The sequence below is a fragment of the Burkholderia sp. AU45274 genome (genome assembly GCF_030482505.1).
Lineage (GTDB): Bacteria > Pseudomonadota > Gammaproteobacteria > Burkholderiales > Burkholderiaceae > Burkholderia.
The window spans coordinates 451,097-465,048 of the sequence record NZ_JAUJQE010000004.1; the positions used below are offsets into that span (position 1 = coordinate 451,097).

At 66.9% G+C, this 13,952-nt stretch carries 11 protein-coding genes; 7 read left to right on the plus strand and 4 right to left on the minus strand.

Annotated elements, in window-relative coordinates; genetic code table 11:
* Positions 1-80: 80 nt before the first annotated feature.
* Positions 81-1,568, minus strand: a complete 1,488-nt coding sequence (proP, locus tag QZM35_RS17970) for a glycine betaine/L-proline transporter ProP (protein ID WP_089424992.1) — start codon at positions 1,566-1,568, stop codon at positions 81-83.
* Between the two features lie 539 nt (positions 1,569-2,107).
* Between proP and QZM35_RS17975 the strand changes: the two genes are divergently transcribed.
* Complete coding sequence (locus QZM35_RS17975) at positions 2,108-2,440, plus strand: YnfA family protein (RefSeq protein ID WP_089430880.1); 333 nt, start codon at positions 2,108-2,110, stop codon at positions 2,438-2,440.
* A 34-nt stretch (positions 2,441-2,474) separates the two neighbouring features.
* On the opposite strand, the gene dnaQ is transcribed toward QZM35_RS17975, so the two are convergent.
* Genes dnaQ through QZM35_RS17990 form a run of 3 tightly spaced genes read right to left on the minus strand, consistent with a single transcriptional unit; the run spans position 2,475 to position 4,500 of the window.
* A complete protein-coding gene (gene dnaQ, locus QZM35_RS17980) occupies positions 2,475-3,209 on the minus strand; it encodes a DNA polymerase III subunit epsilon (RefSeq protein WP_089424993.1) in 735 nt (244 codons plus the stop codon).
* Between the two features lie 38 nt (positions 3,210-3,247).
* On the minus strand, positions 3,248-3,691 hold the full coding sequence (gene rnhA / locus QZM35_RS17985) for a ribonuclease HI (RefSeq protein ID WP_039347704.1): 444 nt from the start codon (positions 3,689-3,691) through the stop codon (positions 3,248-3,250).
* Positions 3,688-4,500 (minus strand): class I SAM-dependent methyltransferase, encoded by an 813-nt coding sequence (locus tag QZM35_RS17990; protein WP_089430881.1) that lies wholly within the window; start codon positions 4,498-4,500, stop codon positions 3,688-3,690. The genes rnhA and QZM35_RS17990 overlap by 4 nt, the downstream gene beginning before the upstream one ends.
* An 18-nt stretch (positions 4,501-4,518) precedes the next feature.
* On the opposite strand from QZM35_RS17990, the gene gloB reads away from it, so the two are divergent.
* From gloB to carB, 6 genes are all read left to right on the plus strand, one after another.
* Positions 4,519-5,325 (plus strand): hydroxyacylglutathione hydrolase, encoded by an 807-nt coding sequence (gene gloB / locus QZM35_RS17995; RefSeq protein ID WP_089424995.1) that lies wholly within the window; start codon positions 4,519-4,521, stop codon positions 5,323-5,325.
* Between the two features lie 151 nt (positions 5,326-5,476).
* Complete coding sequence (locus QZM35_RS18000; RefSeq protein WP_301776545.1) at positions 5,477-7,051, plus strand: transglycosylase SLT domain-containing protein; 1,575 nt, start codon at positions 5,477-5,479, stop codon at positions 7,049-7,051.
* Positions 7,052-7,207: 156 nt separating this feature from the next.
* On the plus strand, positions 7,208-8,425 hold the full coding sequence (locus QZM35_RS18005) for a nitrate/nitrite transporter (protein WP_089424997.1): 1,218 nt from the start codon (positions 7,208-7,210) through the stop codon (positions 8,423-8,425).
* Between the two features lie 364 nt (positions 8,426-8,789).
* Entirely contained in the window at positions 8,790-9,935 is a 1,146-nt protein-coding gene (carA, locus tag QZM35_RS18010; protein WP_041492797.1) for a glutamine-hydrolyzing carbamoyl-phosphate synthase small subunit, read from the plus strand.
* 37 nt (positions 9,936-9,972) lie between these two features.
* Entirely contained in the window at positions 9,973-10,632 is a 660-nt protein-coding gene (gene leuE, locus QZM35_RS18015; protein WP_046545364.1) for a leucine efflux protein LeuE, read from the plus strand.
* Between the two features lie 49 nt (positions 10,633-10,681).
* Positions 10,682-13,936 (plus strand): carbamoyl-phosphate synthase large subunit, encoded by a 3,255-nt coding sequence (carB, locus tag QZM35_RS18020; protein ID WP_089424998.1) that lies wholly within the window; start codon positions 10,682-10,684, stop codon positions 13,934-13,936.
* The last annotated feature ends 16 nt before the right edge of the window (positions 13,937-13,952 follow it).

Genomic DNA, 13,952 nt, shown 5'->3' on the forward strand with positions numbered 1-13,952 from the left:
GCCCGGCCGGCGCAAGCCGGTCGGGCGGATCGGGTTCGATCGGGCCCCGGCTTCGGCCGGGGCTTTTTCATGGGTGACGCTCAGGCGCGTGCCGGCGACCCGACGCTGTAGATATCCGCTTCGTCGTCCTCGCGCATCTGGCGCACGAGCTGGTGGGCTTCGCGGCGCGACGCGACGGCCGGCGGCGAGCCCTTGAGCGGCTGGCGCGCGGTTTCGGCGAGCGCGACGACCGACACGATGCCGATCACGGCGGCGCCCATCATGTAGTACGCGGGCATCATCAGGTTGTGCGTGACGTCGACCAGCCAGGCGGTCACGAGCGGCGTCGTGCCGCCGAACAGCGACACCGACACGTTGAAGCCGATCGCGAGCGCGCCGTAGCGGATCTCGGTCGGGAACAGCGCCGGCAGCGCCGACGGCATCACGCCGGTAAAGCACGACAGCAGCACGCCGAGGATCAGCAGGCCGCCGAACACCGACGCCGTGGTGCCCGCATGGATCAGCATCATCGACGGGATCGACAGCGCGAGCAGGCCGACGCAGCCGGCGAGCATCACGGGCTTGCGGCCGACCTTGTCCGACAGGCGGCCGGCGGCGAGCGTCAGCGGCATCATCAGCACCATCACGATCAGCACGAGCACGAGGCTATGCGATTCGTCGAAGTGCAGCGTCGACGACATGAAGCTCGGCAGGTACGACAGCACCATGTAGTCGGTCACGTTGAAGATCAGCACGAGGCCGACGCACAGCAGCAGGGCGCGCCAGTTGCGCATCAGCGTTTCGCGGAAGCGCGCCTTCGGCACGGCCTTGTCCTGCGCTTCGCGCTCTTCGGCCTGGCGCTTGAACGCGGGCGTTTCCTCGAGCCGCATCCGGATGTAGAGGCCGATCAGGCCGAGCGGGCCGGCGATCAGGAACGGCACGCGCCAGCCCCACGACAGCAGCGCTTCCTGCGACAGCGACGCGGTGAGCAGCGCGACGACGCCTGCGCCCATCACGTAACCGATCAGCGTGCCGAACTCGAGGAAGCTGCCCATGAAGCCGCGGCGCTTGTCGGTCGAGAATTCGGCGATGAAGGTGGCGGCGCCGCCGTACTCGCCGCCGGTCGAGAAGCCCTGCACGAGGCGGGCGACGAGCAGCAGCACGGGCGCCATGATGCCGATCGACGCGTAGCTGGGGATCAGGCCGATCGCAAAGGTGCCGACGGCCATCATGATCATCGTGGCGGCGAGCACGCGCTGGCGGCCGATGCGGTCGCCGAGCGGGCCGAACACCATGCCGCCGAGCGGGCGCACGAGGAACGCGGCCGCGAACGTGCCGAAGGTCGCGAGCAGCTGCGCGGACGGGCTGCTGGACGGGAAGAACACCTTGCCGAGCGTGACGGCGATGTAGCTGTAGACGCCGAAGTCGAACCATTCCATCGCGTTGCCGATGGCCATGGCGCTGACGGCGCGCTTGAGCAGGCTCTGGTCGACGACGGTGATGTCGTCCGCGACGAGCGGGGCTTCGCCGGACGACGAAGCGGTGGAAGAAGCAGCGGTCGGGCTGACGTGTGTTGCGGTCAAGGTCATGCACTCCTTTGACTGCGCCGAACGGGCGGGCCGTCCGACACGGTTTGCCGGCGAGCGCGGTGTCGGATGCGGCGCGTCGGGGCAGACCTTTAAGCACTTACTGCATTGCAGGCGGTAAAGGGCCGTAAGGGGCTGCTTCGACGCGGGCCCGATGGGCCGTCGCGACAGTGCGCTCATGAAGAATGGGCCGCGTGTTGCTGGCGGCAGATGCCGGTGCGGACGGTGTCCAGCGTTCCGGCAAGCGCCCCGGAGGGGCAACGAAACGAGAAAAGCGGGCCTGTCGGGCGGGCTTTCCTGTGTGTGCAATTTCGGTCGAAGCGCCGGCCCGCAACGCGCGGATGGACTTCTCTCGAAATCGAATAGACAGAGATTGAATGTTGAAACAGGCGACATGATAGCACGATGACGGATGATCGTGCAAATTGCCGGGAAACGCCCGGCTGGCGGGGCGTCCGGCGGGGGCGGCTCGGGTATGATCGGCGGCGCACGGCGGGGCCGTGCGGCCCCGGGTGACGGGGGCCGAATTCACGAGGAACCGGATGACCGAACTGATGAGGATCGCGGCGCTGTTTGCCGCCACCGCGCTGGCCGAAATCGTCGGCTGTTACCTGCCGTGGCTCGTGCTGAAGGACGGCCGGCCGGTGTGGTTACTGGTGCCGGCCGCGCTGTCGCTCGCGCTGTTCGCGTGGCTGCTGACGCTGCACCCGAGTGCGGCGGGGCGCACCTATGCCGCGTACGGCGGCATGTATATCGCGGTGGCGCTGGTCTGGCTGCGGGTGGTCGACGGTGTCGCGCTGACCCGCTGGGACGTGGCCGGCGCGGTGCTCGCGCTCGGCGGAATGGCGGTTATCGCGCTGCAGCCGCGCGCGTGAGCGCGGCCGCGGCGCGTGCCGCCGGCCGCCTGCTTCAAGCCGCTTCGGCGGCGCCCGTGTCGGCGGACGTGCGCCACACGCAGGTGCCCTTGACCGACTTGTCGAGTTCGTCGAGCTGCGCCTGGTGCGCGGCGAGTTCGTCGTCGCTCGCGGTCACCACGGCCAGGTCGAGCGCGGCGAGCGACACGCGCTGGCCGTTGCCCGCGCCGCCGTCGGCGCCCACGTCGTCGAGCATGTCGATCACGAGGCTGTCCTGGCCGCGCGTCATCGCCAGATACACCTCGGCGAGCAGCTCCGAGTCGAGCAGTGCGCCGTGCAGCGTACGGTGCGCGTTGCTGATGCCGAAGCGGTCGCACAGCGCGTCGAGCGAGTTGCGCTTGCCCGGGAACATCTGCTTGGCCTGCACCAGCGTGTCGATCACGCCGCCGCAATGCTCGGTGAACGGCGGCAGGCCGAGCCGCGCGAATTCCGCGTCGAGGAAGCCAAGGTCGAACGGCGCGTTGTGGATGATCAGCTCGGCATCCTTCACGAAGTCGAGGATCTGGTGCGCGACTTCCGCGAATTTCGGCTTGTCGCTCAAGAATTCGGTCGTGAGCCCGTGCACCGCCAGTGCGCCCGGATCGCTGTCGCGCTCCGGGTTCACGTAGAAGTGCAGGTTGTTGCCGGTGAGCCGCCGGTTCAGCAGCTCGACGCAGCCGATTTCGATGAGGCGGTCGCCCGTGCGGGCGTTCAGGCCGGTGGTTTCGGTATCGAGAATGATCTGGCGCATGTCGGGAAAAACAAAAGAAACAGGGGGGCGGCCCGCGTTCAGGCCGTGAGCGATTCGACGCCGCGATTTGCGAGTGCGTCCGCGCGCTCATTTTCGGGATGACCCGCGTGGCCCTTGACCCAGCGCCACTCGACCTCGTGCTGCGCGACGAGCGCGTCGAGCCGCTTCCACAGGTCGGCGTTCTTCACCGGCGTCTTCGCCGCGGTGACCCAGCCTTTCTTCTTCCAGCCGTGGATCCACTCGCTGATGCCTTTCTGCACGTATTGCGAGTCGGTGTGCACGATCACCTGGCACGGCCGCTTCAGCGCTTCGAGTGCGGCGATCACGCCCATCAGCTCCATGCGGTTGTTGGTCGTGTTGGGCTCGCCGCCGAACAGCTCCTTCTCCTTGTCGCCGTAGCGCATCAGTGCGCCCCAGCCGCCGGGGCCGGGGTTGCCCTTGCAGGCGCCGTCGGTATAGATGTCGATGGTATCGGTAGTCATGAATGTTCTTGATGGGTGGTCGGGGAGGCCGCCGGCGTCAGGCCCGGTGCGAGCACGGGCTTCTTCATCCGGATCTGGCCGACGAGGCGCATGCCGCGCACGCGCTTGACGGCCGTCACCATGTAGACGGCGCCGAAGATTGGCCACCAGCGGTCGCCGGCGGCTTCCATGAAGCCGTAGCGGGCCAGCCACTTGTCGGTGACGAGCGGCGGCCGGTAGCAGCCGAAGCGGCCGCGTTCGAGGTCGAAGCCGAGCAGCTTGATCCAGTCCTTGAGCCGGATGAACGCGATCTGGTCGCGCGTGGCCGGCACGAACGGGCGGTTCGCCATGCGCCCGAACGATTGCCGCATGCCCCACAGGCTGAGCGAATTGAAGCCGGTGATGACGAGCTGGCCTTCCGGCATCAGCACGCGCTCGGCCTCGCGCAGCAGCCGGTGCGGATCGGACGTGAATTCGAGCGTGTGCGGCATCACGATCAGGTCGACGCTCTGCGACTCGAACGGCAGGTCGAGCAGGTCGCACCAGGTCGTGCTGCGGCCGTCGGGCGCGTGCTCGGGCGCATGCGCTTCGCGCGCCCACGGATACTGGTATGGCGCGCTCGCGCCGCTCGCCGGATCGAGCACGAGGCCGCGATACGGCATGCGGTTCTCGCGCAGCGCGTCGAGTTGCGGCAGGCCGAGTTGCAGCGCGTGGAACCCGAAGACGTCGGACACGATCCGGTCGAGCTGCGCCTGTTCCCAGCCCAGCACGTAGCGGCCGGGTGGTGAGTCGGTCCAGGCGGGCCAGTCTATAATTTGACGATCGGACATAACGATGATTGCGCGCCCATGAACGAGCTGGAATACATGCCGGTTCCGGCATTCGATGACAACTATATCTGGCTCGTCTCGGACGGCCGCGATGCGATTGCCGTCGATCCGGGGGAAGCCGCGCCGGTGCGCCGGGTTCTAGCCGAACGAGGCTGGCGGTTGACCGCTATTTTACTCACGCACCATCACGCCGACCACGTCGGCGGTGTCGCGGCCCTGCGCGATAGCCAACCGGACGATGTTCCGCTCGTCGTTTACGGCCCCGCGGCCGAGGCGATCGGCGTGGTCACGCGGCCGCTTTCGGGCGGCGCACGCGTGACGCTCGACGCACCCGCCGCCACGTTCGACGTGCTCGACGTGCCGGGCCATACGCGCGGCCACATCGCCTATTTCCAGGCGGCCGGGCCGGGCAACGCGGCGCCGCACGTGTTCTGCGGCGACACGCTGTTCTCGTGCGGTTGCGGGCGCCTGTTCGAGGGCACGCCCGCGCAGATGCTCGCGTCGCTCGACGCGCTCGCGGCGTTGCCGGGCGACACCCACGTGCATTGCGCACACGAATACACGCTGTCCAACATCCGCTTCGCGCTCGCGTGCGAACCCGGCAATGCGGCGCTCGCCACGTGGCGCGACGACGCCCAGGCGCTGCGCGCGCGCGGCGTGCCGACACTGCCCACTACGATCGCGCATGAGCGTGCCGTTAACCCGTTCATGCGGGCGGACAGCGAGGCGATCCGCGCGACGCTCGAAGCGGAACTGCATGAAACGGTGCCGGATCGTCTGACGGCGTTCACGCTGATGCGCGAGTGGAAAAACCGGTTCCGATGATGATTTTCGGAGGACTCCAAAGCTCAAGCGGAGTCTGTAAAAATTGCTCCAAATGTAGGATTTCGCTGAGTTTTCGGTGTTTTTATTGACGTGAAGCACGCACTTCCGTAGTATCGCCTGCAATTTCCAGCCGTCGGAAGCAGAGATTTTCATGCGACTTATATTGAGTGCGATGGTGGTTCTGCTGCTCGCCGCTTGTGCGAGCCAGGCCCCTGTCGCCAACAACGCCGCCGATTCGCAGGCGACGTCCACCTACCTCCGCAAATCAGCCACCGCCAAAGAAACGGTCGACGTCGACAAGCAATCCGTCGGCGACCTGACCAGTGCGGATTCCGATCTCTGGGGTCGCATCCGCCGCGGTTTCCAGATGCCCGACCTGCAGACCGACCTCGTCGACATGCAGACTACGTGGTACACGCAGCGCCCGGACTACGTGCAGCGCATGACCGAGCGCTCGCAGAAGTACCTGTACCACATCGTCGAGGAACTCGAGGCGCGTCACATGCCGACCGAGCTCGCGCTGCTGCCGTTCATCGAGTCCGCGTACAACCCGCAGGCGCTGTCGGTCGCGAAGGCGGCCGGCATGTGGCAGTTCATGCCCGGCACGGGCCGCACGTACAACCTGAAGCGCAACATGTGGCAGGACGAGCGCCGCGACGTGCTCGCGTCGACGAGCGCCGCGCTCGACTACCTGTCGCGCCTGCATGACATGTTCGGCGACTGGTATCTCGCGCTGGCCGCGTACAACTGGGGCGAGGGCAACGTGCAGCGCGCGATCGCCCGCAACCAGGCGGCCGGCCTGCCGACCGACTACCTGAACCTGCGGATGCCGAACGAGACGCGCAACTACGTGCCGAAGCTGCAGGCGGTGAAGAACATCATCGCGAATCCGCAGCAGTACGGCCTTGCGCTGCCGGACATCCCGAACCACCCGTATTTCGTGACGGTCACGACGTCGCGCGACATCGACGTGGCGGTGGCCGCGAAGCTCGCGAACCTGTCGCTCGACGAGTTCCGCTCGCTGAACCCGTCGTTCTCGAAGCCGGTGATCCTCGGCGCGACCGAGCCGCAGATCCTGCTGCCGTTCGACAACGCGTCGGCGTTCGAGAAGAACCTGAAGGCATACAACGGCCAGCTGTCGTCGTGGACCACCTATACGGTCAGCGAGCGGGCGCGGCCGGCCGCGATCGCCGAGAAGATCGGCGTGGACGCCGATACGCTGATGTCGATCAACAAGATTCCGGCCGGCATGCGCCTGAAGCCGGGCTCGACGATCGTCGTGCCGCGCGGCGATGACGACGACGAGGACATCAGCGCCGACGTCGCCGAAAACGGCGCGCTCGCGATGGAACCCGACGTACCCGACACGCGCAAGATGCTGATCCGCGTGCGCCGCAAGCAGTCGATGGCGGCGCTCGCCGGCCGCTACGGCGTGTCGGTCGGCCAGCTCAAGGCGTGGAACCGTACGCACCGCGATCTCGTGATGCCGGGCCAGGCGCTCGTGCTGCACGTGCCGGTCGGCCGTTCGGTACCGGCGGAACCCGGTCCGGAGCGGATCGCGACGTCGGCCGGCGGGGTGCACATCGAGCGCGCGAGCCTGGCGGTGGGCGGCAAGTCGCACGGCGCGAAGCGCGGCGCGGCGAAGCCGGCGGCCAAATCGGCGAAGGCGGCCCCCGCGAAAGCGGCACCGGCCAAGGCCGCCGCGCACAAGGGCAAGAAGAAGTAACGCCGTCGCGCGCGCATCGTGCGGCCGGCCCGGTTCGCGCGGTTGCGGTATCATCCGACGAAATGCAAGAAACGCCGTCACCGAGGTGACGGCGTTTTTGTTTGTGCGCGGCGCGGGGGCGCTGCTTCGCAGGTCTTCATATAAGAAGGGGAAGAGATGTCGTCGGTGCAGGTGAGGGTACTCGCGCTGTTTTCGGTCGGGTATTTCGTGTCGTACGTGTTTCGCGGCGTCAATCTGGGCTTCGCGCCGTTCGTCACGCAGGAGCTCGGGTTGTCGGCCGCCGATCTCGGCCTGCTCACCAGTCTCTATTTCCTCGGCTTCGCGGGCGCGCAGATCCCGGCGGGCGTGATGCTCGACCACTTCGGCCCGCGCCGCGTGACGGCCGGCATGCTGCTGTTCGCGGCCGCCGGCGCGGCCGTGTTCGGCGCCGCGCACAGCCTCGGCACGATGATGGTCGGCCGGCTGCTGATCGGCGTTGGCGTCTCGGTGTGTCTCGGCGCGGCGTTCAAGGCGCTCGCGCAGCATTTCCCGGTCGGCCGGCTGCCGCTCGTCAACGGCCTCGTGATGGCCGTGGGCGGCCTGGGCGGCGTGATGGTCGGCTCGCCGCTGACCTGGCTGCTCGGCTGGACGAGCTGGCGCGCGATCTGTTTCGGCCTCGCGGTGCTGACGGTGATCGTCGCGGCGTCGATCGGCCTCGGTGCACCGGAAGCGCAGCAGGTGCGCCACCAGGGCGGGCTCGTCAGCCAGTTCAAGGGCACGTGGCATATCCTGAGCAGCCGCGCGTTCTGGAAGATTTCGTCGTTCTCCGTCGTCACGCAGGGCGTGTTCTACGCGATGCAGTCGCTGTGGGTCGGGCCGTACCTGCGCGACGTCGCGGGGTTCGATGCGCCGCATGCCGCGCGCCTCGTGTCGGTGCTCGGCTTCGCGATGATGGCCGGCTGCGTCGGCTTCGGCGCCGCGGCGCGGGTGCTCGAGCGGCGCGGCGTGTCCGTGTACGCATTCTGCGGCGTCGGCATGGCGCTGTTCGTCGCGACGCAGGCCGCGATCGTCGCGCGCGTGCCGTTGCCGCCGGCCGTGCTGTGGGCCGCCTACGGGATGTTCGGCGGCGTCGGCATCCTGACCTACGCGGTGATGGCCGGGCATTTTCCCGCTCACCTGATCGGCCGCGCGAACACGACGCTCACGCTCGTGATCTTCCTGCTGATCTTTGCGTTCCAGATCGGGGTCGGCGCGGTGCTGTCGCACTGGCCGGCGGTCGACGGCCGCTATCCGGCCGCCGCGCACTTCGCCGCTTGGGGTGTGCTGCTCGCGCTGCAGCTCGCGAGCGCGGTCTGGTACGTCTGGCCCGCGCGCGGCGCTGGTCAAGCGCACTGATCCGGCGGTACGCTGGCGGGTAGGGCGGCCGCGTAAACGGGGCCGCAGCGCGTTGCGCCGCGTCGCCGGACGCGGCGCGCGCACGATCGGACGGCCATATCAATTGAAGATAGGGCCATTTTCAGGCTATAATTTGAAAGTTTGTGCTGATCAACCTCGCACCCTAGCGCCTACCTCATTCATCCGTTCATCCGCCGCACGCCGCCTGCCGGGCGATGCCGCGAAGCCTCGTGCGCCACGCGCCGGGTTCGCGTCTCGACAACGCAGGTCGCGTCCAGCAAGCGACCACGCGCGCCCACGCAGCGCGGCGCTCGCGCGGCAGGGTAAACAGGTCGGCAGCAGGGTGTTCCCCAAGGAGCCTCCCGTGTTGCCGTCTTTTACTCCCGCCTTGCTTGCACTCGCCGACGGCACGGTCTTTCGTGGTTATTCGATCGGGGCCGAAGGCCACACGATCGGCGAAGTCGTGTTCAATACCGCGATCACCGGCTATCAGGAAATCCTGACTGACCCGAGCTACTCGCGCCAGATCGTCACGCTCACCTATCCGCATATCGGCAACGTCGGCGTCAACGCCGAAGACGTCGAAGCCACGAAAGTCCATGCCGCCGGCCTGATCATCCGTGATCTGCCGTCGCTCGCATCGAACTTCCGCATGGACCGCACGCTCGGCGATTACCTGCGCGACGAAGGCGTCGTCGCGATCGCCGGCATCGACACCCGCAAGCTGACCCGTATCCTGCGCGACAAGGGCGCGCAGAACGGCTGCATCCTGACGGGCTCGGACGACGAAGCGAAGGCGATCGAGCTCGCGCGCTCGTTCCCGGGTCTCGCGGGCATGGATCTCGCGAAGGTCGTGTCGACCACGAAGCCGTTCGAGTGGAAGCAGACCGAATGGCGCCTCGAAGGCGGCTACGGCATGCAGGAAGCGCCGAAGTACCGCGTCGTCGCGTACGATTTCGGCGTCAAGTACAACATCCTGCGCATGCTCGCGGAGCGCGGCTGCCACGTGACGGTGCTGCCGGCACAGGCGAGCGCGGAAGATGCGCTCGCGCTGAATCCGGACGGCGTGTTCCTGTCGAACGGCCCCGGCGATCCGGAGCCGTGCGACTACGCGATCGCGGCCACGAAGCAGTTCATCGAGCGCGGCGTGCCGACCTTCGGCATCTGCCTGGGTCACCAGATCATGGGCCTCGCGGTCGGCGCGAAGACGCTGAAGATGAAGACGGGCCACCACGGCGCGAACCACCCGGTGAAGGATCTCGGCGACGGTCGCGTGGTGATCACGTCGCAGAACCACGGCTTCGCGGTCGATGCGGATTCGCTGCCGGCCAACGCGCGCGTGACGCACGTGTCGCTGTTCGACGGCACGCTGCAGGGCTTCGAGCTGACCGACAAGCCGGCATTCTGCTTCCAGGGCCACCCGGAAGCGTCGCCCGGCCCGCACGACATCGGCTACCTGTTCGACCGTTTCACCGCGCTGATGGACGCGGCGAAGCAGCGCAACGCCTGACGTCAACGACGCAACCGAAGAACGGGAGATTCGCATCATGTTCGGCCACGCACTCGGCATCACGGATATCTGGACCTACGTGTTCGGCGTGATCTTCATCATCCTGCTGCCGGGGCCGAACTCGATGTATGTGCTGTCGCTCGCGGCGCAGCGCGGCGTGAAGGCCGGCTATCGCGCGGCGTGCGGGGTGTTCGTCGGCGACACGGTGCTGATGGTGCTGTCCGCCGCCGGCGTCGCGTCGCTGCTGAAGGCGAACCCGCTGCTGTTCTCCGTCGTCAAGTACGGCGGCGCCGCGTATCTGCTCTACATCGGCACCGGCATGCTGCGCAGCGCGTGGCAGAAGCTGCGCGCGCCGGCGAATGCGCCGGTCGAGGCAGCGCCCGCGGTCGATGGCGAGCGGCCGTTCCGCAAGGCGCTGATCGTGAGCCTGCTGAATCCGAAGGCGATCCTGTTCTTCATCTCGTTCTTCATCCAGTTCGTCGACCCGGCATTCCCGCATCCCGCGCTGTCGTTCGTCGTGCTCGGGGCGATCGCGCAATGCGCGAGCTTCCTGTACCTGAGCACGCTGATCTTCGCGGGGGCGCGGCTTGCCGAGCACTTCCGCCGCCGCCGCAAGCTTGCAGCAGGCGCGGCGAGCAGCGTGGGCGGCCTGTTCATCGGATTTTCGGTGAAGCTCGCGCTCGCCACGATGAGCTGAGCGCAGCCGGCCGACCCACGACAACGATTACTTATTGAATTCACCAGCCATGCCAAAACGCACAGACATCAAAAGCATCCTCATCATCGGCGCCGGCCCGATCATCATCGGCCAGGCGTGCGAGTTCGACTATTCGGGCGCGCAGGCTTGCAAGGCGTTGCGTGAGGAGGGCTACAAGGTCGTTCTCGTCAACAGCAACCCGGCGACGATCATGACCGACCCGAACACGGCCGACGTGACCTACATTGAGCCGATCACGTGGGAAGTCGTCGCGCGCATCATCGAGAAGGAGCGCCCGGACGCGATCCTGCCGACGATGGGCGGCCAGACCGCGCTGAACTGCGCGCTCGACCTGCACCACCACGGCGTGCTCGAGAAGTTCGGCGTCGAGCTGATCGGCGCGTCGCCGGAAGCGATCGACAAGGCGGAAGACCGCCAGAAGTTCAAGGAAGCGATGACCAAGATCGGTCTCGGTTCCGCGAAGTCGGGCATCGCGCACTCGATGGAAGAAGCGACCCAGGTGCACGCCGAGATCATGGCGCTCACCGGCGGCAGCGGCTACCCGGTCGTGATCCGCCCGTCGTTCACGCTCGGCGGTTCGGGCGGCGGCATTGCCTACAACCGCGAAGAGTTCGAAGAGATCTGCAAGCGCGGCCTGGACCTCTCGCCCACGCGCGAGCTGCTGATCGAAGAGTCGCTGCTCGGCTGGAAGGAATACGAGATGGAAGTCGTGCGCGACCGCGCCGACAACTGCATCATCGTGTGCTCGATCGAGAACCTCGACCCGATGGGCGTGCACACCGGCGACTCGATCACGGTCGCGCCGGCGCAGACGCTCACCGACAAGGAATACCAGATCCTGCGTAACGCATCGCTCGCGGTGCTGCGCGAGATCGGCGTCGACACGGGCGGCTCGAACGTGCAGTTCTCGATCAACCCGAAGGACGGCCGCATGGTCGTCATCGAGATGAACCCGCGCGTGTCGCGTTCGTCGGCGCTCGCGTCGAAGGCCACGGGCTTCCCGATCGCGAAGGTCGCGGCGAAGCTGGCGGTCGGCTACACGCTCGACGAACTGAAGAACGAAATCACCGGCGGCCAGACCCCAGCTTCGTTCGAGCCGACGATCGACTACGTCGTCACGAAGATCCCGCGCTTCGCGTTCGAGAAATTCCGCGAAGCCGATTCGCGCCTGACCACGCAGATGAAGTCGGTCGGCGAAGTGATGGCGATCGGCCGCACGTTCCAGGAATCGTTCCAGAAGGCGCTGCGCGGCCTCGAAGTGGGCGTCGACGGTCTCGACGAGAAGTCGACCAACCGCGACGAGATCGCGATCGAGATCCACGAGCCGGGCCCGGACCGCATCTGGTACGTCGGCGATGCGTTCCGGATCGGCATGACGGCCCAGGAAATCTTCGCGGAAACCGCGATCGACCCGTGGTTCCTCGAGCAGATCGAGCAGATCATCCTGAAGGAAAAGGCGCTCGGCGGCCGCACGCTCGCATCGCTGTCGTTCGACGAACTGCGCTACCTGAAGCAGAGCGGCTTCTCCGACCGCCGCCTCGCGAAGCTGCTCGGCGCGACGCCGGAAGACGTCCGCAAGCGCCGCGTCGAACTCAACGTGCGCCCGGTCTACAAGCGCGTCGACACCTGCGCGGCCGAGTTCGCGACGAAGACCGCGTACATGTACTCGACCTATGAGGAAGAGTGCGAGGCGCAGCCGACCACCAACAAGAAGATCATGGTGCTGGGCGGCGGCCCGAACCGGATCGGCCAGGGCATCGAGTTCGACTACTGCTGCGTGCACGCGGCCCTCGCGATGCGCGAGGACGGTTACGAAACGATCATGGTCAACTGCAACCCGGAAACGGTGTCGACCGACTATGACACTTCCGACCGCCTGTACTTCGAGCCGCTGACGCTGGAAGACGTGCTCGAGATCGTCGACAAGGAAAAGCCGGTCGGCGTGATCGTCCAGTACGGCGGCCAGACGCCGCTGAAGCTCGCGCTCGACCTCGAGGCGCACGGTGTGCCGATCGTCGGCACGTCGCCGGACATGATCGACGCAGCCGAAGACCGCGAACGCTTCCAGAAGCTGCTGCAGGACCTCGGCCTGCGCCAGCCGCCGAACCGCACCGCACGCGCCGAAGACGAAGCGCTCGCGCTCGCGGAAGAGATCGGCTATCCGCTGGTCGTGCGCCCGTCGTACGTGCTGGGCGGCCGCGCGATGGAAATCGTCCACGAGCCGCGCGACCTCGAGCGCTACATGCGCGAGGCCGTGAAGGTGTCGAACGATTCGCCGGTGCTGCTCGACCGCTTCCTGAACGACGCGATCGAGTGCGACGTCGACTGCATCTGCGACGGCGAAGCCGTGTTCATCGGCGGCGTGATGGAGCACATCGAGCAGGCGGGCGTCCACTCGGGCGACTCGGCATGCTCGCTGCCGCCGTACTCGCTGTCGAAGGAAACCGTGGCCGAGTTGAAGCGCCAGACGGGCGCGATGGCGAAGGCGCTGAACGTGGTCGGCCTGATGAACGTGCAGTTCGCGATCCAGCAGGTGCCGCAGGCGGACGGTTCGAAGCAGGACATCATCTACGTGCTGGAAGTGAACCCGCGCGCATCGCGCACGGTGCCGTACGTGTCGAAGGCGACCAGCCTGCCGCTCGCGAAGATCGCGGCGCGTGCGATGGTCGGCCAGAAGCTCGCGCAGCAGGGCGTGACGAAGGAAGTCGAGCCGCCGTACTTCAGCGTGAAGGAAGCGGTGTTCCCGTTCGTCAAGTTCCCGACCGTCGATCCGGTCCTCGGGCCTGAAATGCGTTCGACCGGCGAAGTGATGGGTGTCGGTCAGACGTTCGGCGAAGCGCTGTTCAAGTCGCAGCTCGCGGCCGGCTCGCGCCTGCCGGAGTCGGGCACGGTGCTGCTGACCGTGATGGACGCCGACAAGCCGAAGGCGGTCGAAGTCGCGCGCATGCTGCACGACCTCGGCTACCCGATCGTCGCGACCAAGGGCACGGCTGCCGCGATCGAAGCGGCCGGCGTGCCGGTGAAGGTCGTGAACAAGGTGAAGGACGGCCGTCCGCACATCGTCGACATGATCAAGAACGGCGAGATCGCACTCGTGTTCACGACGGTCGACGAGACGCGCCAGGCGATCGCCGATTCGCGTTCGATCCGCATGAGCGCGCAGGCGCACAAGGTCACGTACTACACGACGATGTCGGGCGCGCGCGCGGCGGTTGAAGGCTTGCGCTACCTGAAGGATCTGGAAGTCTATGATTTACAAGGTCTTCACGCTCGCCTAAACTAAGCAGTCAGTTACCTGT